This is a genomic window from Myroides sp. A21, assembly GCF_000807225.1.
Lineage (GTDB): Bacteria > Bacteroidota > Bacteroidia > Flavobacteriales > Flavobacteriaceae > Flavobacterium > Flavobacterium odoratimimum.
In genome coordinates this window covers 278,015-301,857 of sequence record NZ_CP010327.1, presented here as the reverse complement: position 1 = coordinate 301,857, position 23,843 = coordinate 278,015, and the positions used below count along the sequence as shown (strand labels likewise).

Sequence of the window (23,843 nt, the reverse complement as noted above, 5' to 3'; positions counted from 1 at the left end):
AAGATACGAAAGCTTATAAATACTACTATATTTGACAAATCAATGAGTTTTAAACTAATTTTAAATTTTTCAATTTGAAAAAGATTACTATAGCGATTGATGGTTTTTCCTCTACCGGGAAAAGTACATTAGCGAAATCATTAGCGAAGTCTCTTAGCTATGTATATATAGACACAGGAGCTATGTATAGAGCGGTTACTTTGTCTGCAATGAGAAAAGGTTTGATAAAAGAAAATTACTTCAATAGAGAAGGGTTAATAGAGTCATTACCATCAGTAGAACTACACTTTGAGTACAATCCAGAGAAAGGATTTGCAGAAGTGTTCTTAAACCAAGAGAATGTAGAAGGTGTGATACGCAGTTTAGAGGTATCACAGTTTGTAAGTCAGATAGCAGAAGTACCTGAGGTAAGAAGAAAGTTGGTAGAACAACAACAAAATTTAGGTAAGTCTAAGGGGGTAGTAATGGATGGAAGAGATATAGGAACAGTTGTGTTTCCTGATGCAGAGTTAAAGATATTTATGACTGCCTCTCCAGAAATACGTGCTCAAAGACGCTTTGATGAATTGAAAGATAAAGACCCTAATGTGAGTTATGATGCAGTGTTTCACAATGTAGTAGAAAGGGATAAAATAGATACAAGCAGAGCAGATTCACCACTAGTAAAGGCAGATGATGCTGTAGAGGTAGATAATTCTAATTTAACTATAGAAGAACAGTTTAATTTAATTCTGGATTTAGCGCAAAAAAGAATTAAATAAATTATTATAAACACACTTATAAAACGAGGTTTAAGGGCATAAACTCTTAAACTAATAACACAGAAATAATATCACACGTAATGAATGTAAAAGCAAAATTGACGTTGATGAGTTACCTCGAATTTGCTGTTTGGGGGGCTTATTTAACATCTATGGGGAACTATTTAGGATCAGTTGGGCTAGGGCCTAAGATTGGTCTTTTTTATGCCATGCAAGGTATAGTATCTATTTTTATGCCTGCTATCATGGGAATAGTAGCTGATAGATGGATACCAGTTCAGAGGTTGTTAGGATTGAATCACTTAGCCGCAGCTATTTTTATGATTGCTACAGGTTATTACGGTTTTATAGCAGGAGGGGATGTAGACTTTACAACGATCTTTACACTTTACACTTGTAGTGTAGCTTTCTTTATGCCTACAATCGCTTTATCTAATTCAACTTCTTATGCAATATTAAAACAGAATCACCTCGATACGATTAAGGCCTTTCCGCCTATACGTACTTTTGGTACAGTAGGATTTATCTGTGCGATGTTGTTTGTTAACTTTTTTGGGTTCCACAGTGATGGTTCTTTAGGGTTTAACTTTGGTGGAGATATCGCTTTTGAGAGTTTTCAATCTAATTATTATCAATTCTTTGTATCAGGTGTTTTAGGAATAGTTCTTTTCTTATACAGTTTCGTATTGCCTAATTGCCCTATTAATAAATCTAATGAGAAGCAGAGTTTAGCAGATGCTTTTGGACTAAAGGCATTCAGTTTGTTTAAAGAGAAGAAGATGGCAGTATTCTTTATCTTCTCAATGTTGCTAGGAGTGTCATTACAGATTACGAATGGGTATGCGAATCCTTTTATTACGAGTTTCTCTAAAGTACCAGAATACGCTGACTCTTGGGGAGCACATAATGCTAATGCGTTAATCTCGTTATCACAAGTTTCAGAAACCTTGTGTATCTTGTTAATTCCATTTGTTCTTAGAAAATTTGGTATTAAAGTAGTAATGTTGATGTCAATGTTTGCTTGGGTTCTTCGTTTTGGATTCTTTGGTATAGGTGATCCAGGAAATGGAGTATGGATGTTTATATTGTCTATGATTGTTTATGGAATTGCATTTGACTTCTTTAATGTATCAGGTTCTCTATATGTAGATAATGAGACAAGTGAAGATATTCGTTCTTCTGCACAAGGAGTATTTATGATGATGACTAACGGTTTTGGAGCAACAATAGGTATGCTTATCGCTCAGTACATTGTGAATCACTTTGTATATAGCCAAGAAGATGTTACTTTACAGTTAGAAGGTTGGAGACATTCATGGCTTATATTCGCAGGATATGCTTTAGTAGTAACTATATTGTTTGCTATTATATTTAAGTATAAACACAATCCACAGGCTGTAGAAGAAAACATAAAAGAGTAAATATGTATTCTTTCTTTTAAGAGAATATTTTTAGATATAAAAAAAGCGTGCTAAATCTTGATTTAGCACGCTTTTTTATGGTTCGATTATCTTATTTGTTCTTGCGTTTAGCAGCTCTTTTGGCTTCTACTGCTCTGTTACGAGGTTTAGTTTTACGTGGGTTACGTTTACCAGGACCTCCAAGATTTACCTTTTGGTTTTTGTCTTTTTTCTCGTGGAAAGCAGCTCCTTTTTCTATTGGCTTTTTAACCTTAGCAAGTTGTTTAGACTTTAACTTAGATTTTTCAAACTCCATAAGTGACTCAGAGATGACTACTTCTTCTGGGATTGTCATTGCTCTAAGTTCTTTCTCCATTAGAATCTCTGCAGCTAATTTTACTTCTTCCTCTTTAGGGTCTACGATAGAGATAGCCGTACCTTTTTTATCAGCACGTCCTGTACGTCCTATTCGGTGAATATACTGTTCTGGAGAGTCAGTGAACTGTAAGTTGATTACGTGGCTAATATCAGAGATATCAAGTCCACGAGCCATTATATCTGTAGTTAGAAGACCTCTTAATTCATTCGCTTGGAACTCAGCCATAGATCTCATACGGAAGTTCTGAGATTTGTTAGAGTGAATTACAGTGAACTCTTCAGGAAAGGCTGCGTCTAGCTTTTCCATTACAACATCTGCAAGACGTTTACTGTTGATAAAGATAAGTACTCTATTAAACTCTTCTTTATTGCTAAGTAAGTGCATTAATAGATTTAACTTCGTGTTGAAGTTAGGTACATTATATATCTGTTGATCTATATTCTCTAACGGAGTTCCAGAAGGAGCAAGAGATACTTCTTCAGGGAAGTCAAAATATTCGTCAAGTACTTCGTCTACTTCTTCTGTCATAGTAGCAGAGAATAAGATATTTTGACGTTTTCCTTTCATCATTGTAAGAATAGATGTAAGCTGTGTTCTAAACCCTAAGTTTAGTATTTCATCAAATTCATCAATGACTAACTTCTGTAAATTATCAAAACGCAATACTCCATCTAGAGCTAAGTCCATCATACGTCCAGGTGTACCTACTAGGATATCTACACCTTCATAGACAGCTTTTCGTTGTGTATTGATATTGGTACCACCATATACCCCTAATGTTCTTACAGACATATAGGCTGTAAGCTTTTCTACTTCATCTACTACTTGTACTACAAGTTCACGTGTAGGTACTAGTATCACTACTCTAGGAGATTCAGCATGGCTAAACTTCCATTGTTTTAAGATAGGTAGAAGGTAGGCAAATGTCTTTCCTGTACCTGTTTGGGCAATACCCATCATATCTCTTCCAGAAAGAATAACTGGAAATGATTTAGCTTGTATAGGAGTTGGTGAAATAATATTAAGCTCATTAAGAGCTTTTTCAAGGGCTTTCGGTAGATTAAATTGCTCGAAAGTATTCATATATGTCGATATTTGCAGCAAAGATACGTTTATTTTTTTTGCAATATCAAATAGTTTCTATTGTCTTAACGAATAGTTTTTGAGCTAAATAGGATAAAATAGCTAATAAAAAAACAATTACATAAGTCCTTGTAATGAATTGTGCTCCCATTAGAAAAGTGGAGACCTAAACTTACTATAGACTTAAATGATTTTCTTGATTACTCTTAGTTTATGAGTATGTCTACCAGAATCGATATTATAAATTCCTAAGTGATCTAGTCTGTCTATACGGACTTTTCCATGAGCATGTATGATATAGTTGTTCTCCATGATTATCCCTACATGGATGATATTACCCTCAGCATTGTCAAAGAAAGCTAAGTCACCTATTTCGCTTTCTTCGATGAAGCTTAAGGCTTCTCCTATAGCTGCTTGTTGTGAGGCATCACGAGGAATTCTATATCCATTGATTCTGTAAACCATTTGTGTAAAACCAGAACAGTCTATTCCGAAAGGCGTTTTCCCTCCCCATAAGTAAGGAGTATTTAAGTACATAAACGCAGTCTTTAGAAAAGTTTGTTTTGTAAATTGACCAGTGATAGTCAGTCCTTCATAAGTGAAGTTATCTGTATTGATGCTGTTCTTTTTTAATCCTGTAAGACAACTACCAAGAGGTACTGCCATTAAGTGATTGTTGTTAGAAGAAATAAAGTCTACTAACTCCGCAGAGTGAATAACAGATGTGTTTTGAAGGTATTTATAATCTTCTTCAGAGATTTCTTGATATTGTTTATTATCTATCCAACCTTGGTACTTGTCGAAAGCTAATTCTATTTTCGACCACTTCTCTGTTCTTTCTAAAATAGTAAAGTGTTCACCGAAAAGGACTTGAGAGACCATTTCGCTTCTGTCGCTTGGTTCAAGTCTTAAGGGTACAATGGCAAGGTTGCAATATGCAAACATAATATAGGTTTGAATTAAAGTACAAAAATAAAAGATGAGTTTGAACTAATCAAACTCATCTTGAATATATTATTAAAAATTAAGCTCTTTCGATAACTAATGCTGATGCACCACCACCACCATTACAGATAGCAGCAGCTCCTATTTTTGCATTGTTTTGTTCTAATACACTTAATAATGTTACGATGATACGAGCACCAGAACATCCTAGAGGGTGACCTAAAGAAACAGCTCCACCGTTTACGTTTACCTTTTCTGGATCGATATTAAGTAATTTAGTATTTGCAATACCAACTACAGAGAACGCTTCGTTAAATTCGAAGAAGTCCACATCTTCGATAGCTACATTCGCTTTTTTAAGCGCTTTAGGCAATGCTTTAGCAGGAGCAGTAGTAAACCACTCAGGCTCTTGAGCAGCATCCGCATATCCTTTGATATAAGCTAGAGGTTTTAATCCTAAGCTTAAAGCTTTTTCTTCACTCATGATTACTACAGCAGCAGCTCCATCATTGATAGTAGAAGCATTAGCAGCAGTCACCGTTCCTTCTTTTGTAAAAGCAGGGCGTAAAGAAGTAATCTTATCTAATTTTACATTTGTGTATTCCTCATCCTTAGAAACTACGATAGCATCTCCTCTTCGTTGAGGTACAGATACAGGAACTACCTCGTTGTTAAACTTACCAGCATCCCATGCTTTTGCAGAACGCTCATAAGATTTAATAGCGAAGTTATCTTGTTCTTCTCTTGAGATATTATGTGTACTAGCGCATAAGTCAGCAGATACTCCCATAGCATTATTGTCATAAGCATCTACTAGACCGTCATTTTGTAAACCATCAATGATAGTTGCAGGACCAAATTTGTTACCATTACGCATGTGAACATAATGAGGAATCATACTCATATTCTCCATTCCACCCGCTACAACTATTTCTGCATCACCTGCCATAATAGCTTGTGTCCCTTGCATAATCGCTTTCATACCTGATGCACAAACTTTATTTATTGTAGTACAAGCTACCTCTTTAGACAAACCTGCTTTTAAAGCCGCTTGACGTGCAGGTGCTTGTCCTTCTCCTGCTTGAACTACATTCCCCATCAATACTTCATCTACTAGATTAGTATCAAGGTTGATCTTATCTAGCGCCCCTTTAATAGCAGTAGCACCTAATACTGTAGCTGGTACAGTTGATAAACTTCCTAAGAAACTTCCTATTGGTGTTCTAGCAGCAGAAACAATAACTACTTTTTTACTCATAATTTATAGAATTAATTAAGTTTGATTTTTGTTTTAAAACTTTAGACCTTCTGTAAGGCTCAATAAAGATGTGGGAAAATACATAAAATATCTTGATTTTGGATAATTATCTAAGAAATAAAAAAATAATGTTTTTTTTATTTGTGTTTACTTCCTTGACTATGAATAGGTTTGTTTTTATGTGGTAATTTTTTGTTGTTTTTTTCTTTCAAAAGCTTGCATAGAACCAAAAGTAGTGCTAAGTTTGCATCCGCATTAGAGAAGTAATTCTCTTAGCAACGGAGAGGTGCCGGAGTGGTAACGGAGCAGATTGCTAATCTGTCATCGGGTAACCGATGCCAGGGTTCGAGTCCCTGTCTCTCCGCTTCTTTCGGGGTGTAGCGTAGCCCGGTCATCGCGCCTGCTTTGGGAGCAGGAGGTCGCAGGTTCGAATCCTGCCACCCCGACGAAAGAAAAACATCTAATGTTTTTTGGTTAGGTCCAATAGCTCAGCTGGATAGAGCAACTGCCTTCTAAGCAGTAGGTCTCAGGTTCGAATCCTGATTGGATCACAGAAGCCTCAACGTAAGTTGAGGCTTTTTTGTTTTTAAATTGTTTTAGTTGATTTCTTTAAACAGAATAATAACATTTATTTTATTCTATAAAAGCTTAAATGTTATATCTTTATATAAACTAAATAATTGAATAATATCTAATTATGGGTAAACAAGTGTCTTTAAGGTTTACAAATAAAGCAGGAAGTGTAGTTGCTAGTATTTCTGTGTTGTCTTTTAAAGAAGATAATACATTCATAGTGTATACTCCTCAATTAGATATAAGTGGATATGGTAATACTTATGAAGAAGCCCTAAATTCTTTCGAGAATTCGCTAGAGATGTTTCTAGACTATACAACTAATAAAAATACTTTGTATAAGACTTTATCTGATTTAGGTTGGAAACTTATAAAAGGGAGTGAGAAAAAGCCAAAAAAAATATCAGCTCCTCTATTGAGTCAGTTGATAATAAAAAATGATTATTTAGCGGATTTATTGAATAATCAATCTTTACAAACCTCAAGTAAAGAAGTAGTAATCCCTATTTAATAACTACGTATGAATACCTATAAGCTCAGTAACATTCCTCTCAAAACAATGTGTTGGTTTATAGAACATAATGGATGTAAGGATGTCGGAGGAATAGGTGGGCATAAAAAATATGTAAGAAAAGACTTGACTAGACCGATTATTATACAATCACATATAGATCCTGTGCCTGAGTTTATTGTTAAGCAGATTCTTCGGCATTTAGGTTTTGATAAAAAGCAGTTTCATGAGTATTTAAAAGCTTATTATTAAGTATAGAATATATAAGAGATTATTTGTCTTTTTGCGTTCAAATGGAATGCTTATTTTATTCTTCATAACAGTAGTTTTTAGTTCTTTTCTTTTTTACAGTAATGTGTCTTGTTAGGAGGGAGAATAGTTAAATCTAGAAGTGGTGTCAATATTTTGTCACTAGGTAAAATCAAATCTATCCTATAATCTAGGTCTGATAGAATAAGAATATCCTACAGAATCTTATTTGCACACCCCAGATATCCTTTTTATTTTTGAGACTAACGACAATAAAACTTACCGTAAATGATTACAGCTATTCAAGATTGTGTCTTAGTCAATCAAAAGAATATTTTTTATAAACACTTTTTTTATCAAGGAGAGAGTAAGTACACGCTAGTATTATTACATGATTCATTAGGCTGTGTTACCCTGTGGAGAGATTGGCCAGAATTGTTAGTAGAACGGTTGCAGTGTGATGTAGTAGTATATGACAGAGTAGGGTACGGGCTATCAGATAAGATGGATACTACGAAGAGAGGAAAAGACTATCTAAAGCAAGAAGCAGTATTCTTAAAAGACTTATTGGAAGAATTAGAGTTAGAGCGTGTCGCTTTATTTGGGCATAGTGATGGTGCGTCTATTGCTCTATTATTTGCAGCAATGTATCCAGATCACACTTTAGCCTTAGTAGCTGAGGCAGCACATATCTTTGTAGAGAAAGTAACTTTAGAAGGAGTGCAAGCTGCTAAGACTGCTTATGAGACTACAGATTTAGCCGAGCGCTTGGTGAAATATCACGGAACTAAGGTAGATGATGTAGTCCGAGCATGGGTAGATACTTGGTTATCTTCAGAATACCAAGATTGGACAGTAGAAGAGGAGATGAAAGGAATACTGTCTCCATTGTTATTTATACAAGGAGATCAAGACGAGTATGGTAGTCTAGACCAAGTAGAGAAAACAATAGCGAAGGCTCAAGGAATTGCAGAGAAGGTTATTTTTCCTAATGTAGGGCATACTCCGCATAAAGAGATAAAAGAGCAAACACTAGAAGTTATAGTATCGTTCTTTCAAAAGAACATATAATTACAGTGCTTTTAGCGCTTCTATTTTGTCATAGAATAGTTTCTCTAGTCTTGGGTCAACACTACTCAAATAAGCGCTCTTTAAGCTTTCTAAGTATTTGTTTAGATCAGTTACGGTACTTCCAGGGTCTAGGTGAAAAGGTGTACTTAGATTCTTAGAAAGAATAATTTCGAATGCGTTGTTGATGTATTGTTGTTTATCCATGATTCTACAGATGTAATTAGAGTACAAAGGTACACAGAATTCAGAAGCATTAAAAAAACAAAGAGCGCTTATTTAATGTATTAAATAAGCGCTCTTTGTTTTGGCTTTATATCTAGATTAGATTCCTTTAGTTGGAATCTCTATTTCATATACTTTGCCTTTTACTTTTAAACTAGTGTTTACTAACCATGGGTTGTATAGTTTTAGTAATTTGTAGTTGATACCTTGTTCTTTTGCGAATAAAGCTAAGTCATCTATATCATAAGATACACTCACTTTTTTAGTAGGTACTATTGGATATTTTTCAGATTCCGGAACGTCAAAACCGTATTTTACAGGGTTAGACATAATCTCTTTTAAGGCTAATATTCTGAATACGTATCTAGAAGTCTCTTGGTTTAAGAATAAGTCATAGTAGTCCTCTACATATTGACTTTCCATAGCGCGTGACATACCAGCCATTCCTCTATTATAAGATGCAGCAGCCATTGTCCAGCTACCGAAACGGTTTTTGGCACTTTGGAAGTATCTGCACGCAGCTTCTGTTACTTTGATTAAGTCGTATCGTTCGTCTACGTATTCATCTATGTATAAGTTAAAGTCCTTAGATGTTCCTTTCATGAACTGCCAGAATCCACTAGCTCCAGCAGGAGATACCGCATTAGCTAGTCCGCTCTCTATCACACATAAGTACTTAAAGTCATCAGGAATACCATTCTTTTTTAAGATTGGTTCGATGATAGGGAAGAACCTATGCGCTCTTTTTATCGTTGTTATGGTCGTACCGTGAAGATTCGTATTGATGATCATCTCTCGGTCAAATCTTTCTTTTACATCTATCTTGTCTAAAGGAGCTTTTTCTCCAGCGAAGTTAGCAGATAGCGGTAGAGGATGAGCGTGTAAGGCAGCTTCATTATGATCCTCCGTAGAGCTAGCTATAGTAGTAGCAAACATAAACGAAGAAGCTACTGCTATAATAGCAGCGGTTACAAATACAGTTCTAAGTGTCTTTTTCATTATTTTTCTTAAGTATAATCGTTTCTAAATTTTCATTAAACCATTTGTGCTTGATGATAATCATCGCATGAGTACCTCCTTTTACCTCGATGGCAGATTGTATATTCTTGTAAGGGAATATCTCATCGTTAGTCCCGTGTATGTGTACTACATTAGCTAATGGTTTGTCTTGTTTCCAATGCAGTACTTCTCTGATACACCAGTCTACATATTCCTTATCTCTTATCGGGAGATAGCGATCATATAGTGCTAATCTTTTCTTCTTTTTCTCTGAAGCTGTTTTTTTGATAACGTTCCAAAGAGTAGGGATAAGAGATGTAGGCAACCATTTATAGAGTCCTGTTTTTCTAGCGATACGATAGCGTTTAGGGAACTCTTTATTAGAACGTACACTCGAAATAATAATTGTCTTTCTTACAGAAATTAATTTACTTATTTCTTGAGCTATAATTCCTCCAAAAGAAACGCCTATTAAGATAGGATTATCATGTGTGATTAGGGGAAGATAACGCTTTACGTATTGTTCTAGTGATTCAGATTTATTTATAGGTAACCATTCTAAAAAGACAATTTCAAACTTTTCTTGATTCAAACTAAGATGTTCAAAAATCAAAGAAGTAGAGGACATACCTGGAAAGAAATAAATAGGTATTTTGCTCATTATAAATATTTTAAATCGTTTTTATAAGGTTATGTGGAAAAAAATCCCGAACTTTGCTAAATATAGAGATTATAGTAACTTAAAAAAAGAAATACTAGATATTTTATTTTTTACTACAGTTTTAACGAGAAATAATCCAATAAGAGCAGATTTATCGCATATACATCATGAGGTATATTAGTGATTAGAGATAATCATTTAGCATACCTGAGGTACTGTTATATGCTATAGTGTATTAGTTGGTCGTTAGAGAGTAGGAGTATACACTTACCCTCCTAATTAGTTTAGGAAGCACTGCAGTTATTATAATTTGTTTTGTAATCATAAAACTTGGAGATATAATGGAAATTAAAGACAATGAGTTACTACGTCAGTTCGAGTATGAGACTGAGCAAGGGTTGCTTAGTGTAGAGTATTCACTACAAGAAAGAAAGATTTTTCTTACAAAACTTACTGGATTAGAAGAAGCTTTACCAACACAAGCGTCTGACTTTTTAAAAGGTATTTTGGAGATGTTGAGAGAGAAGAGATTAAGAGTAGTACCTACACATCCTAAGATTGTTTCTTTCTTTAGAAAGAACCCTACGTATAAAGAGATGTTACCTCCTGGTATCCGTATCTAAGTAATATTATACACTTTATAGCCTTTTAAAATAATAAGGACTAAAAAGTAATGATATAAAAAAGCCTGTTTAGAAGATTCTAAACAGGCTTTTTTATATTTCTATATTGTATCAGATTTCTAATCTGTGACGGTCTATTGATGTCGTGTATAAACTTGTGTTAGATAAACTCTAACCTTACGATACCATCCTCATCTATCTTCGTTAATTTCACTGCGTGTAACGTATTTACTAAGGCTGGATCCCATGGTGTTTTTACCTTCACATAGTTCTCTGTGAATCCGTGGATATATCCTTCTTTATTCTCACCTTCAAACAGAACTGTTTTCTCTTTCCCGATTTGAGACTCATAGAACGCACGGCGTTTCTTTACAGAAAGTCCTCTTAGCATTTTACTTCTCTTATTACGTACATTCATAGGTACCACTTCATCCATATCTACAGCCTCTGTATTATCGCGCTCTGAGTATGTAAATACGTGTAGGTACGAAATGTCTAAATCACTTAAGAAATTATACGTCTCTAAGAATTTCTCATCAGACTCACCAGGGAATCCTACGATCACATCCACACCGATACAGCAGTCTGGCATCACTTCTCTGATCTTCTCTACTCTCTCTACATATAACTCACGTAGGTAACGACGTTTCATTTTTTTAAGAATGTCGTTACATCCAGACTGTAATGGAATGTGGAAGTGAGGAACGAATGTTCTACTCTTCGATACGAAGTCTATTGTCTCATTCTTTAATAAGTTAGGCTCGATAGAAGAGATACGAAGTCTCTCTATACCCTCTACTTTATCTAATTCTTGTACTAGTTCTAAGAAAGTGTGTTCGTGTTTCTTATTCCCAAACTCTCCTTTACCATAGTCACCGATATTCACTCCTGTCAGTACGATCTCTTTTATATTCTGAGCAGAGATCTCAGCTGCATTTTTCAATACATTATCCATAGTATCACTACGTGAGATACCACGAGCTAATGGGATGGTACAGTATGTACATTTATAATCACATCCATCTTGTACTTTAAGGAAAGCACGTGTTCTGTCACCTATAGAATAACTCCCTACGTAGAAGTCAGCCTCTGAAATTTCGCATGAATGCACTTGTCCCATTTCATTTTTAGACAAGTCATTGATGTAATCTGTTATTTTAAACTTCTCTGTTGCTCCTAATACTAAGTCTACACCATCTACAGAAGCTAGTTCTTCTGGTTTTAATTGAGCATAGCATCCTACTGCAGCTACGAAAGCTTTATCGTTTTTCTTCTGAGCCTTTTTTACTATTTGCTTAAATTGTTTATCTGCATTTTCTGTTACAGAACATGTATTGATAACATATATATCAGCCACTTCTTCGAAATCTACTCTATCGAATCCTTCCTCTGCAAAATTTCTAGCGATAGTGGAAGTTTCTGAGAAGTTAAGCTTACAACCTAATGTATAAAAAGCTACTTTTTTTCTATTTTCCATAATGATTACTTACTAAGTAGTAACTTTGAATTATATTTACTTTTTCAATATTGAAAAGGTTTGCAAATTTACGTACAAAAATCGGTTTGATGAAATCAATAATTCATTACGTTTCAATATTTTGTGTCTGTGCACTGACGTTTTCTTGTCAGAAAAAAACAGCTAATCAGGATAAAAATTTAGTTTTTAGATATAACGAGAATGCTAATATTCAGACACTAGACCCTGCTTTCGCAAGAAATATGGCTATCATCTGGCCGTGTAATCAACTCTTTAACGGATTAGTGCAGTTAGACGATAGCTTGCATATACAAGCAGATATCGCCAAGTCATGGACGATCAGTGAAGACGGTAAGCAGTATGACTTTATGCTGAGAAGGGATGTCTATTTTCACAAGCATAGCCACTTTGGGGCAGATAGTACTCGTGCAGTAGTAGCTAGTGATTTCGAATACAGCTTTAACAGGGTATTAGATGCAGATGTGGTTTCGCCAGGAGCGTGGATATTCCAGAAGGTAAAGAATTTTAAGGCAATCAATGATACCGTCTTTCGCATCGAATTAAAAGAAGCTTTTCCTGCCTTTTTAGGATTGCTGTCGATGAGGTATGCTTCTGTAGTACCGAGAGAGATAGTAGAGGATAAGACGATAGACTTTCGTTCTCATCCCATCGGTACAGGGCCTTTCTATTTTAAATTTTGGGAAGAGAACATTAAGTTAGTCCTTCGCAAAAATCCAAACTACTTCGAAAGAGATGAACAAGGCAATGCATTGCCTTATCTAGAGGCAGTAGCCATAACATTCTTGCCAGATAAGCAGAGTGGTTTTTTACAGTTTTTGCAAGGTAATCTAGACTTTATATCCGGCTTAGATCCATCTTATAAGGATGATATTATCACAGAGAATGGAGAGTTAAATCCGAAGTATAAGGAGAAGGTGCAGATGGTGACAGGCCCTTATCTAAATACAGAGTACCTAGGCTTTAACTTAGAGGCACCAGGTGCTATACAAGATGTAAGAATACGCAAAGCCCTAAATATGGGGTTTGACCGAAACAAGATGTTGTTGTATCTGCGTAGTGGTATGGGAGATGGAGCAGTAGGAGGAATTATACCACAGGGTCTCGGAGGGCACTTTAGTACTGATAAACTCTATAATCCAGAAGAGGCTAAAGCACTAGTGGATGATTATAAGAAGACGAGTAAAGAGAGTAAGGTAGAGATCACCTTGTCTACGAATGCTAACTATCTCGATATCGCAGAATACCTACAACGCGAGTGGAAAAAACTAGGGATAGAAGTAATAGTAGATGTGACACCGCCTGCTTCTCTACGTCAGGGTATGGCATCAGGTAAGGTGTCATTCTTCAGAGGAAGTTGGATAGCAGACTATCCTGATGCAGAGAATTACCTTTCGTTATTTTATTCAAAGAACAAGGCTCCTAATGGGCCTAACTATACTCGCTTCACTAATCAAAAGTTTGATCAGCTCTATGAACAAGCTTTTAAAGAAGTGTCAGAAGAGAAGCGAAATAGTATCTATCAACAGATGGATCAGATTATAGCAGATGAGGTACCCGCTATCATCTTGTTTTACGACAGAGCAGCGAGGTTCTCTCATCAGAATGTAAAAGGACTAGGAATTAACCCTATGAACAATTTATTTTTAAAGAGAGTTTACAAAGAATAATATAGTCCCGCCGCAGTACCTACTGTGGGATAAGAATACAAAAAGTCAGTTCACACGATCTTGTGTGGGCTGACTTTTTTGTTTTTAGGAGTGTATAAGTCTTGTATTTATTTATGAATAGGTAGTAGGAGACTGTTTAGAGAAGTTTCGAAGTTGTTTACCATTATCCAGATAAGCTCATTAGAGGAGAATAGGTGGAATACAAAAGAAGCATTGTTCGACAAACAAGGCTCTAGCTCCACCATTCTCGAGGTATTGTCCATGTATTGTCGAGGGATTTGCAGATATCGTTAATGTTTATAGGGGTTGTGGGCATTTTAAGAGGAAGTGTATAATTAGGTGTTTTGTGTTTAATGTGTTGATATATAGTGTTTTGATTGTTTTGAGGTTGTGAAAAAAATGAGATTGTTTTTTTATTAATTACTCTGTTTAGCAGGTTTTTTGGGGGAGAAGGATAAAAAAAGAGAGATAGAAGTGACTTTTTTAGTCTTTATAAGTCTTTATACTAGCTGAAAAATAAAAAAGTAAACTAATTAATTTTGAATACATCTTACAGGTTTGTAGGAATTGAGAATCAGTGTTGTAGTTTTGAATGTATCACATAAATCAGAAATGCATTAGAATAGTGTCGTGTTTTGATTGTATTTCATCAAGTAAAACATAAGTGAGTCATCAGCTGTAAGTACCAGTAGGATGAATATTATTGCCTATTTATATCAGTAGATGTAGTGAGGATATGGATGTATTGTTTATTTTTGCGTATACCACCATTATTATAAAATAAATACCTTACGAACATGATGAATGAACTAGTTGTTTTAGTTGTAGATGATGAACCTAAAGTAGCTGAAGTACTCAAAACGATTATAGAGAAAAAAGTAGTATACCACGAACGAATAGTCGTACATACTGCCCATTCTGTGCAAGAAGCTGTAAAAGAAGTTAATGCTATATTACCTGATATTGTATTCTTAGATATTCACATGCCTGAAGAGGATGGATTTGAGTTATTTAATTATGTAGATAAAAGTACTTTCGAAGTGGTGTTTACTACAGCGTATGACCAGTATGCTATAGAGGCCATTAATAAGTATGACTGTCTGAAGTATCTACTGAAGCCGATAGGGATACAGGATGTACAGAACGTATTCGACAAATATAAAGAACTAGAGGGATATCACTACTTTTATAAGATTATAAAGAATAATCAGAAGCGCTATATCGTACGAGTAGAAGACATCGTGTACTGTAAGGCTGCGGATAACTACTGCGAGATTTATTTAAAAGATCAGAAATATTTAGTGTCTAAGACATTAAAGAATGTGGAAGATAAAATAAAGCATAAAAACTTTAAACGTGTAAATCGCTCTTATTTAGTGAATGTAGATCATATCGATTATATCGATAAGGATACGAATGTGATTTGTTTTAAAGAACAGATGGTAGTGAATCATGAAGAGGTGGATAATGTGATTACGGTGGCTTCTGCTATGATGAAGGAGCTTAATAGCCTTAATATATGAGATATTTACTAACTGTATTTTTTGTATTCTTTTACTTTATAGGATTCGGGCAGGGGATTATCACGAAGCAGTATACCATAGAGAATGGTCTGATGGCTAATGATGTACGTGCGCTATGTGTGGATTCTAAAGGGATAGTATGGATAGGGTCTCGATCTGGTCTAGCACAAAAAATACAAGGTATAGTAAAAGCGAATGAGGATGCTGCTCGATACCGATATACTAATATAACAGATATCATAGAGGATGATAAGCAGGGTATCTGGGTAGGGAGTTATGGACAAGGTATCTTATATAGAGGTAAAGGTGAGGTGCGTATCATCAGTGTACAGCAGGGACTTATCTCTAATAGAATAAGGCGATTATATCACAATGGTGATTATATCTATGTAGCTACCTCTGATGGGGTGTCTCTGATCTCTAAAAAAGACTTCTCAGTTATTACTCCTAGTTTTGTTACGAATAAGCATCACCCATTTGAGGTAAGTGATTTCTTTGAGTATCGAGGAGAGGTATATGTAGCTACGATTAATGATGGAATATTTAAGCTCATAAATAATGAGTTAGTTCTAGTAGAAAAAGAGGGAAGAATATTTGCTGCTATTGGTTTTGACGATAAGGTGTTTATCGGAGGTCAGGATGGCTTAGTAGTTAAAGATTTATCTACTAAAAAAGTGATAGCCAAGTATGATATTCCACCAGTCAAGGATATAAAGAAAGCAAATAATCAGCTGTATATCGTCAGTGGTGGAGTAGATGATAATAATGGGCGACTGTATAGATGGGATGGAGTCTCATTAGATAATATCACAGAGTACTTAGGAGTAGCTTCTACGGACTTCTATTCTGTGGGATATGATGAAAAGAATGACTTCTTATATATAGGGACTAAATCTCAAGGAGTATTTCAGATCGATTTATTCTCTCCTCTGAGTTATGATAGTTCACACGGAGGGGTATCTGTTATAAAAAAGTTGAAAGACAGAGTGTTCTTCTTTACTCAAAAAGGAGTGTTGATACAGAATAAAGATGAGGAAGTAGGGACTATACCTCTATCAGCATTTAAGCATTATCAAGAACAGCATTATCGCAAACATTTAGCTATAACTACGAAAAGCAATCACTTTTTTGAGATTGATTATACGGTGCCTGTAGATAAGATTATATTCTACTCAGCAGTAGAGTATAATGGTGCGATTTGGGTTAGTAGTAATATAGGTGTGTTTCAGATAGGGTATAACGGGTATATTTTATCTTATCATTCTATTCATACCTACCAGTTTGGCTTTTATCAAAACAGATTTATTGAGACTAATCCTTTTGGAGGAGTAAGGGTGTATCAGGATTTGAATAAGATGGACTATCAGTACCACTTTAGGGTAGATAGTGAGGATATACCAAGAGATATTGTTGATATAGAGTATGTTGGAGACAAGATGTTTTTGGCAGGAGCTCTAGATGGATTGTATACTTTCGATGGAAAGAACTTTATGTCCTTGTCTAAGCGCAATCTGTTTCCTGAGAATAGATTAAAGAAGATAGAGAGAGGAGCTAATAATACGCTTTACGTAGCTACGGACTTTAATGACATTTATATACTAGAGACGCAGAGCGGAAAGTATATGGTGAAGGACTTTATCTCAAATAAAGATATTGTAGGAGCCAATATAACCTTGCTCAAGTGTATAGGACAAAAGATCTTAATAGGAACGAGTAAAGGGCTAACTGTTATAGATGATAATCACAAGTTTCAATTTAATAAGGAGCAAGGCTTTGGCAATGATGAGATCCTATCTTATGAGTTAAAGGATAATTTACTATTCATAGGGACAGTAGATGGGGTGTATACTTTAGATATCACTTATTTTAAAAGAAGAAATGTTCAGTATGAGGTCAATATTTCAGAGATTACAGTCAATGGGCATGAATTAGAAAAAAATGGAGAGGTCTATCATCATATACGAAAGTTAGAATTAGATAGCAGAGAGAACAATATTCAGATAGGCTTCGAAGTATTAGGAACGAAGTTTCCAGGCAAATTAGAGTTTCAGTATCGCTTAAAGTTAGGCGAGAATTGGATCAGTGTAAAAGAGAATAGACTAGATTTACATTATCTAGAGTCAGGACTATATCCTATCGATATTAAGGTGTATGACTATGACAGTGGTAATGAATTGATATACCCACTCTTATTAGTAGAGGTAGATAAGCCTTTTTATGCAAAGGCTTGGTTTATTATACTATGTGCTATTCTACTATTAACTGTTTCTTCTTTATTCTATTTATTTAGGTTTAAACAGTTGAGAAAAGTTCAAATAGCAGAACGTAAAAGGCTAGAATATCAAAAGAGATTAGCAGAGGTAAAACTACAGTCTGTACGTAGTCAAATGAACTCTCACTTTATCTTTAATGTATTGAGTTCTATTCAGTACTATATTATAAAAGAAGAGGTAGATGATGCACTCTTTTATTTAGAGCGTTTTGCTCAATTGATTAGGACAACATTAGATATGTCTACCAGAGAACGCATTACCTTAAATGAGGAATGCGAGTACCTGAGCACATACGTCGAGATTGAAAATATGCGATTAGACGGAAGGGTGAGTTTCGAGATAGATGCAAAGGGAGTAGATCTAAGAGGTATATTAGTTCCTCCTTTATTACTACAGCCTTTCGTAGAGAATAGTTTAGTACATGCTTTTCCTCAGCATATAAAGAGTCCTCGTATTGTGATTCGTATTTATAAAACAGAAGAAGAGTATTTAGCTATAGAAATAAAGGACAATGGAGTAGGAAATACTACTGTGAATAATAAGAAACATGAGTCTAAAGGTATGGCGATCGTGAAAGAGAGAATCTCGCTAATCCAATCGTATCTAGATGATGACTTAATCATCAAGCATGATAGCGAAGGAACATTAGTGAGAATAGTATTAAAAAATGTTTTAAAGTAATCAATGAAGAGATTTCTTTTTTTAGGCATATTCATTATGTATATGCTGTCTAATGTGTATGTGTTTTTTAATTATAGTGCATTAGTTAGAGATAGTGATTATAGTGTTAAAGTGTTGTTCGGTGCTATAGCATTGACGATGTCGTTAAGTATACTTATATTCTATGGTGTAGGGAAGAGAATGCCTGTATACTTAGCATCGTATTTCTATAGAATAGGTACGGGGTGGCTTATGTTGAGTATATACGCTTTTATGCTGTGTTTACTTTTTGATATAGGAGCGTTGATTAATCACTTTACACAGCAGTCTACTTTGTTTATTTATGATCATTACTCTTCTGCACGTGGTTCTCTATTGATACTGTTGACATTAGTAATTGCGTTTATAGGACATATTACCTATCTTAAAAAGAAGAGAAAAGAAGTAGTGATCAAGGTGAATAAGAAGTTGCCTAAAGAGCTTCGTTTTGTTTTGTTAACAGATTTGCATCTTGGGTATGCTATAGAACACAAAGAGTTAAATAAATGGGTAGATACTGTCAATGCAGAGCATGCTGATGCTGTACTTATCGCAGGAGATGTGATAGATGTAAGTCTGATACCATTACAATATTATAAGTTAGATGAGGTATTAAAGCAGTTTAAGAGTGAGTATGGTACATATGCCTGTCTAGGTAATCACGAATATCTGGCAGGGGTAGAAGGAAGCGTTACGTTCTTAAAATCAGCAGGTATAAATATATTACGAGATCAGGTCAAGGTACTAGAAGATATAAACGTGAATCTGATAGGACGAGATGATAAGACGAATCGACATCGTAAAGAGTTAGGTGAACTGATGGAGAACATAGATGGTGACAAACTGAATATTCTCTTAGATCATCAACCTTACGCCTTAGAAAATGCGGTGAACAATAGAGTGGATCTACAGTGTTCTGGACATACACATAGAGGACAGATGTGGCCTGTGTCTTGGATAACAGATCGGTTATTTGAGAATTCGCATGGGTATCTAAAGAAAGAGGATACACATATCTATGTCAGTTCTGGTGTAGGAATATGGGGAGGTAGATATAGAATAGGTACTGTGTCAGAATACGTCGTAATCAGAGTACAAGGAATATAATAAAATAAAGGCTATTTTTGTAAAAAATATTAGATTGTGAATTATTTATCGGTTGAGAATATAGCGAAATCATTTGGTGCGAGAACATTGTTCGAGGATGTATCATTTGGAATTAATAAAGATCAGAAAATTGCTTTCGTAGCAAAGAATGGAACAGGTAAAACAACCATTTTAAAAATCCTAACAGGAGAAGATTTTCCGGATGCAGGACAAGTAGTTATGCGCAAGGGAATCCGTATGGCCTTTTTGCCTCAGGAGCCTGTACTTCAGGATGAATTGACAATAGAAGAAAGTATTTTTGCCTCAGACAATGATACTTTAAAAATCATAGAAGAATACGAGAAGGCATTAGAGAATCCGGAAGATGCAGATGCTTATCAGAAGGCATTCGAGAAGATGGATGCTCATAATGCTTGGGATTTTGAGACGCAGTATAAACAGATCTTGTTTAAGCTGAAGTTAGAGGATCTAAAGGTAAAAGTAAAAACGCTATCTGGTGGACAACGCAAAAGGTTAGCATTGGCTATTATCTTAATTAATAGACCAGACTTGTTAATCTTAGATGAACCTACCAACCACTTAGATCTAGAGATGATCGAATGGTTAGAGAATTACTTCGCTAAGGAAAATATTACGTTGTTTATGGTGACGCACGACCGTTTCTTTTTAGAAAGGGTTTGTAATGAAATTATCGAACTAGATAATGGTAAGATCTATCAGTATAAAGGAAACTACTCTTATTATTTAGAGAAAAAAGAGGAACGTCTGGCGATAGAGAATGCGAGCATAGACAAGGCGCAGAACTTATTTGTGAAAGAGTTATCTTGGATGAGAAGACAGCCTAAAGCACGTACAACTAAGTCTAAGTCTCGTATTGATGACTTCTATGTAATTAAAGAAAAAGCACATAGTAGAAGACGTGAACACCAAGTAGAGTTAGAAATCAATATGGAGCGTATCGGTAGTAAGATCGTGGAGCTTCATAAACTACATAAGAAGTTTAAGGATAAGGTCATCTTAAATGACTTTAGTTATAATTTCAATAAGGGTGAGCGTATTGGTATTATCGGAAAGAATGGTAGTGGAAAGTCTACTTTCTTAAATATCCTTACTCAAGGTATACTACCAGATGCTGGTAAAGTAGTGGTAGGAGAAACTATAAAAATAGGATACTATACACAAGGAGGGATTAATATAAAACCAGAACAGAAGGTAATCGATGTGATTAAAGAGTTCGGTGAGTATATTCCATTGGCTAAAGGTAGATCTATATCGGCAGGACAGCTTCTAGAGCGTTTCTTATTTGATAGAAAGAAACAACATGACTTCGTAGAGAAATTAAGTGGAGGGGAGCTAAAACGTCTTTATTTATGTACAGTACTGATTCAGAACCCTAATTTCTTGATTCTGGATGAGCCTACGAATGATTTGGATATCGTGACTTTAAATGTCTTAGAAAGCTTCTTATTAGACTATCCAGGTTGTTTAGTGGTAGTTTCTCACGATAGATACTTTATGGATAAGATCGTGGATCACTTATTCGTATTTAGAGGAGAAGGAGAAATAGAGGATTTTCCAGGTAACTATTCTGACTTTAGAACGTATGAAGATAGTATAGAACCAGTAAAAGAAGAGTCAGCAAAAGAGAAGGTAAACTGGAAAGAAAGTCAAGTTAAAAAAGGATTGACATTTCAGGAGCAAAAAGAGTTTCAAAAAATAGAAAGAGAGATTGCTAATCTGGAGCAAAAGAAAGTAGAAATAGAGAAATTATTTTCTGATGGAAAAGTAGGAGATGATGAGATCGAATCTAAAGCGAATGAACTACAGAAAGTGTTAGCAGAATTAGAGGATAGAGAAGAGAAATGGTTTGAACTTTCTTCTAAAATGGAAGAATAAAAAACACCATAATTAAGAAAAATAAGAAAGGTACAATATTGAGCAATATTGTACCTTTTTTTCGTTTAATAGCCTATTTTAGTGATGTGAGCTCCTTTAATTTAGGATTTATTTATGAAACAAACAAGATTGAAAAAGTTAATTGTTTATTTTTTAAATGGTTGATTTTTAATATTTTATATTGTGTGTTGGTGTTAAAATTTGAAAAGTGATATTAAAAAAATAGGAGAATGTGAAAAATGAAGTAACTTTGCAGACAGAAATTTCAAGTGGTGACAGGGCTTGAGAAATTAGTTTTAATGAGAAAAAAATGTTCTTTTTTTATTGGTATTGTCCTATTAACAGGGGTAGGAGTTTCAGGTTTTAAACAGTATGAAACTATGCTTTTAGAGGAGTATAAAATAGTTCCTGAAGGCCCCCTATCTTATGATTTTCCATATAGCGATTTAGCTATGGAGGAGTCAGGAGAGTTATTAGCAATACCATTTATCGGAAAGACTTATGTCGGTTTTAAACAGGCATTGGCAGTACGCGAATCTTATGGATTGTACAGAATAGTAAATTCATATGGTTACATGGGCAAATACCAGTTTGGTAAAGTGGCATTACGTTCAATAGGAGTAACGGATACGACTAATTTTTTACATGATCCACTAATGCAAGAGAAAGCTTTTGATGCTTTGGTTGCAAAAAACAAATGGATCTTGAGAAAAGAGATTGAAAAATTTGATGGTAAACGCATCGGAGGAATTGCAATTACAGAGTCAGGAATCTTAGCAGCAGCTCACTTAGGTGGAGCAGGTTCTGTAAAGAAATTCTTGAACAGTAATGGAGCAAACGGTTTCCAAGATGGATACGGTACTTCGATACGTACATATCTAAAAAGTTTTAGTGGATACGATGTATCTGATATTACAGCAGAAAAAGATGCTGTAGTGATGCTATAACTCTTTAGAAAAGAAAAACTTAAAGGATATCATTTAAAAAATGGTATCCTTTTTTTATTGTTTATTGAAAATAAGTTTCTACATTTGCAATTCAATAAGTAGAAAAACGAAATGAATTTAATTCTAACAAATACTTGGTGGTGGACTAAACTTACGTCGAATGTCGTGAGCAGTCCTTGCTATGTATATATGAATTAAGAGAAATAATATATAATACCTAGAAGAGGCTTGTCAAACGACAAGCCTCTTTTTTTTGTGCCTTATCGAAAGTAAAATTTAAAACAATATATAAAATGAAATATCAAGTTAATCAAGACGGTTATTATGGGAATTATGGAGGAGCATTTATTCCTGAAGCATTAGCTCCAATTATTGGCCAATTACAGAGCGAGTATATCACCATTATTGAACAAGAGGATTTTCAACAAGAAATGAATCAGTTATTAGAAGATTATGTAGGTCGTCCTACTCCTTTATATTTTGCAAAGGGGTTATCAGAGAAGTATAATACTAAAGTGTATTTAAAAAGAGAAGATCTATGTCATACAGGAGCTCATAAGATTAATAACACTATCGGTCAGATATTATTAGCAAAACGCTTAGGAAAGAATAAAATAGTAGCAGAGACAGGCGCAGGACAACATGGAGTAGCTACCGCTACAGTATGTGCTCTTATGGGCATGGAGTGTATCGTATATATGGGAGCTTTAGATATAGAAAGACAAGCGCCTAACGTGGCACGTATGAAAATGCTAGGTGCTGAGGTGAGAGCAGCGGAGTCTGGTGCAAAGACATTAAAAGAGGCTGTAGATGAGGCTTTATTATACTGGATAGAGAACCCTGATGATACATTCTATTTGATAGGATCAGCAGTAGGTCCACACCCTTATCCTGATATGGTGAGTAGATTCCAATCTATTATATCTAAAGAAATTAGAAAACAACTATTAGCAAAAGAAGGAAGAGAAGAACCTGATTATATAGTAGCTTGTGTTGGTGGAGGTAGTAATGCAGTAGGAGCTTTTTACCATTTCTTAGAAGATGAACAAGTGAAGTTAATTGTAGCAGAAGGTGGAGGAGAAGGAGCTGATAGTCCAAAAACAGCGGCTACTTCTTTTGTAGGAAAAGAAGGAGTGCTACACGGAAGTAAAACGTTGTTTATGCAAGATGAAAATGGAGAACCTCTAGAAGCATATTCAGTATCAGCAGGATTAGATTACCCTGGTTTCGGTCCTTTGTATGCACATATGAAAGAATTGGGAAGAGCAGAGTTTTATGCTATTAAAGATGATGAGGCAATGACAGCTGGATTAGCCTTGTGTAAAGTAGAAGGAATTATCCCTGCGATAGAAAGTTCTCATGCTTTAGCAGTATTAGAACAACGTAAATTTAAACCAGAGGATATTGTTGTGATCAATTTATCAGGAAGAGGAGATAAAGATTTAGATAATTATCGCAGTTATTTTAACTTCTAAAATAGATAAGGTATGTATTTAAG

At 35.0% G+C, this 23,843-nt stretch carries 20 protein-coding genes and 3 tRNA genes; 16 read left to right on the top strand and 7 right to left on the bottom strand.

The window, feature by feature from the left end:
- Positions 1 to 74: 74 nt before the first annotated feature.
- The gene (gene cmk / locus MYRA21_RS01370) at positions 75 to 761 is read left to right on the top strand and encodes a (d)CMP kinase (RefSeq protein ID WP_006258748.1); all 687 of its coding nucleotides are present in this window, start codon (positions 75 to 77) and stop codon (positions 759 to 761) included.
- An 80-nt stretch (positions 762 to 841) separates the two neighbouring features.
- Positions 842 to 2,182 carry an MFS transporter gene (locus tag MYRA21_RS01365; RefSeq protein ID WP_006258747.1) on the top strand — a complete coding sequence of 447 codons (1,341 nt, stop codon included), beginning with the start codon at positions 842 to 844 and terminating at the stop codon, positions 2,180 to 2,182.
- A 91-nt stretch (positions 2,183 to 2,273) separates the two neighbouring features.
- On the opposite strand, the gene MYRA21_RS01360 is transcribed toward MYRA21_RS01365, so the two are convergent.
- From MYRA21_RS01360 to MYRA21_RS01350, 3 genes are all read right to left on the bottom strand, one after another.
- Positions 2,274 to 3,623 carry a DEAD/DEAH box helicase gene (locus MYRA21_RS01360; RefSeq protein ID WP_006258746.1) on the bottom strand — a complete coding sequence of 450 codons (1,350 nt, stop codon included), beginning with the start codon at positions 3,621 to 3,623 and terminating at the stop codon, positions 2,274 to 2,276.
- 183 nt (positions 3,624 to 3,806) lie between these two features.
- The gene (locus tag MYRA21_RS01355) at positions 3,807 to 4,568 is read right to left on the bottom strand and encodes a C40 family peptidase (RefSeq protein ID WP_006258745.1); all 762 of its coding nucleotides are present in this window, start codon (positions 4,566 to 4,568) and stop codon (positions 3,807 to 3,809) included.
- Between the two features lie 79 nt (positions 4,569 to 4,647).
- Positions 4,648 to 5,826 (bottom strand): acetyl-CoA C-acyltransferase, encoded by a 1,179-nt coding sequence (locus tag MYRA21_RS01350; RefSeq protein ID WP_006258744.1) that lies wholly within the window; start codon positions 5,824 to 5,826, stop codon positions 4,648 to 4,650.
- Positions 5,827 to 6,106: 280 nt separating this feature from the next.
- Between MYRA21_RS01350 and MYRA21_RS01345 the strand changes: the two genes are divergently transcribed.
- From MYRA21_RS01345 to MYRA21_RS01320, 6 genes are all read left to right on the top strand, one after another.
- A tRNA-Ser gene (locus tag MYRA21_RS01345) sits at positions 6,107 to 6,190 on the top strand.
- A 7-nt stretch (positions 6,191 to 6,197) separates the two neighbouring features.
- A tRNA-Pro gene (locus MYRA21_RS01340) sits at positions 6,198 to 6,272 on the top strand.
- Between the two features lie 31 nt (positions 6,273 to 6,303).
- Positions 6,304 to 6,377, top strand: a tRNA-Arg gene (locus tag MYRA21_RS01335).
- A 146-nt stretch (positions 6,378 to 6,523) separates the two neighbouring features.
- Entirely contained in the window at positions 6,524 to 6,910 is a 387-nt protein-coding gene (locus tag MYRA21_RS01330) for a hypothetical protein (protein WP_006258743.1), read from the top strand.
- A gap of 48 nt (positions 6,911 to 6,958) precedes the next feature.
- A complete protein-coding gene (locus MYRA21_RS01325) occupies positions 6,959 to 7,162 on the top strand; it encodes a type II toxin-antitoxin system HicA family toxin (protein WP_225581751.1) in 204 nt (67 codons plus the stop codon).
- A 285-nt stretch (positions 7,163 to 7,447) separates the two neighbouring features.
- Positions 7,448 to 8,230 (top strand): alpha/beta fold hydrolase, encoded by a 783-nt coding sequence (locus MYRA21_RS01320; protein WP_006258741.1) that lies wholly within the window; start codon positions 7,448 to 7,450, stop codon positions 8,228 to 8,230.
- Here MYRA21_RS01320 and MYRA21_RS01315 read toward each other — a convergent pair whose 3' ends face one another.
- The 3 genes from MYRA21_RS01315 to MYRA21_RS01305 all read right to left on the bottom strand — a co-directional run bounded on the left by MYRA21_RS01315 (position 8,231) and on the right by MYRA21_RS01305 (position 10,112).
- Positions 8,231 to 8,434: a hypothetical protein gene (locus tag MYRA21_RS01315; protein WP_006258740.1), complete on the bottom strand. Its 204-nt coding sequence runs from the start codon at positions 8,432 to 8,434 to the stop codon at positions 8,231 to 8,233. It lies immediately after the preceding gene.
- Between the two features lie 117 nt (positions 8,435 to 8,551).
- Positions 8,552 to 9,451, bottom strand: coding sequence for a lytic transglycosylase domain-containing protein (locus MYRA21_RS01310; protein WP_006258739.1), 900 nt, complete (start codon positions 9,449 to 9,451; stop codon positions 8,552 to 8,554).
- Positions 9,435 to 10,112, bottom strand: coding sequence for an alpha/beta hydrolase (locus MYRA21_RS01305; RefSeq protein WP_006258738.1), 678 nt, complete (start codon positions 10,110 to 10,112; stop codon positions 9,435 to 9,437). The genes MYRA21_RS01310 and MYRA21_RS01305 overlap by 17 nt, the downstream gene beginning before the upstream one ends.
- A 341-nt stretch (positions 10,113 to 10,453) precedes the next feature.
- Between MYRA21_RS01305 and MYRA21_RS01300 the strand changes: the two genes are divergently transcribed.
- On the top strand, positions 10,454 to 10,735 hold the full coding sequence (locus tag MYRA21_RS01300) for a GNAT family N-acetyltransferase (protein ID WP_006258736.1): 282 nt from the start codon (positions 10,454 to 10,456) through the stop codon (positions 10,733 to 10,735).
- 160 nt (positions 10,736 to 10,895) lie between these two features.
- Here the strand turns inward: MYRA21_RS01300 and mtaB are convergent, their stop codons facing one another.
- Complete coding sequence (mtaB, locus tag MYRA21_RS01295; RefSeq protein ID WP_006258735.1) at positions 10,896 to 12,212, bottom strand: tRNA (N(6)-L-threonylcarbamoyladenosine(37)-C(2))-methylthiotransferase MtaB; 1,317 nt, start codon at positions 12,210 to 12,212, stop codon at positions 10,896 to 10,898.
- 89 nt (positions 12,213 to 12,301) lie between these two features.
- Here mtaB and MYRA21_RS01290 point away from each other — a divergent pair, with 89 nt between their 5' ends.
- The 7 genes from MYRA21_RS01290 (at position 12,302) to trpB (ending at position 23,820) form a co-directional block, all read left to right on the top strand.
- Positions 12,302 to 13,900: an ABC transporter substrate-binding protein gene (locus tag MYRA21_RS01290; protein WP_006258734.1), complete on the top strand. Its 1,599-nt coding sequence runs from the start codon at positions 12,302 to 12,304 to the stop codon at positions 13,898 to 13,900.
- 797 nt (positions 13,901 to 14,697) lie between these two features.
- On the top strand, positions 14,698 to 15,423 hold the full coding sequence (locus MYRA21_RS01285; RefSeq protein ID WP_006258732.1) for a LytTR family DNA-binding domain-containing protein: 726 nt from the start codon (positions 14,698 to 14,700) through the stop codon (positions 15,421 to 15,423).
- Entirely contained in the window at positions 15,420 to 18,377 is a 2,958-nt protein-coding gene (locus MYRA21_RS01280; RefSeq protein WP_039328374.1) for a histidine kinase, read from the top strand. The genes MYRA21_RS01285 and MYRA21_RS01280 overlap by 4 nt, the downstream gene beginning before the upstream one ends.
- 3 nt (positions 18,378 to 18,380) lie before the next feature.
- Positions 18,381 to 19,502, top strand: a complete 1,122-nt coding sequence (locus tag MYRA21_RS01275; RefSeq protein WP_039328373.1) for a metallophosphoesterase — start codon at positions 18,381 to 18,383, stop codon at positions 19,500 to 19,502.
- Between the two features lie 36 nt (positions 19,503 to 19,538).
- Positions 19,539 to 21,398, top strand: a complete 1,860-nt coding sequence (gene abc-f, locus MYRA21_RS01270; RefSeq protein WP_006264360.1) for a ribosomal protection-like ABC-F family protein — start codon at positions 19,539 to 19,541, stop codon at positions 21,396 to 21,398.
- Positions 21,399 to 21,697: 299 nt separating this feature from the next.
- Positions 21,698 to 22,345: a hypothetical protein gene (locus MYRA21_RS01265; RefSeq protein WP_006261835.1), complete on the top strand. Its 648-nt coding sequence runs from the start codon at positions 21,698 to 21,700 to the stop codon at positions 22,343 to 22,345.
- 293 nt (positions 22,346 to 22,638) lie between these two features.
- Positions 22,639 to 23,820: a tryptophan synthase subunit beta gene (gene trpB / locus MYRA21_RS01260; RefSeq protein ID WP_006258727.1), complete on the top strand. Its 1,182-nt coding sequence runs from the start codon at positions 22,639 to 22,641 to the stop codon at positions 23,818 to 23,820.
- Positions 23,821 to 23,843: the final 23 nt, after the last annotated feature.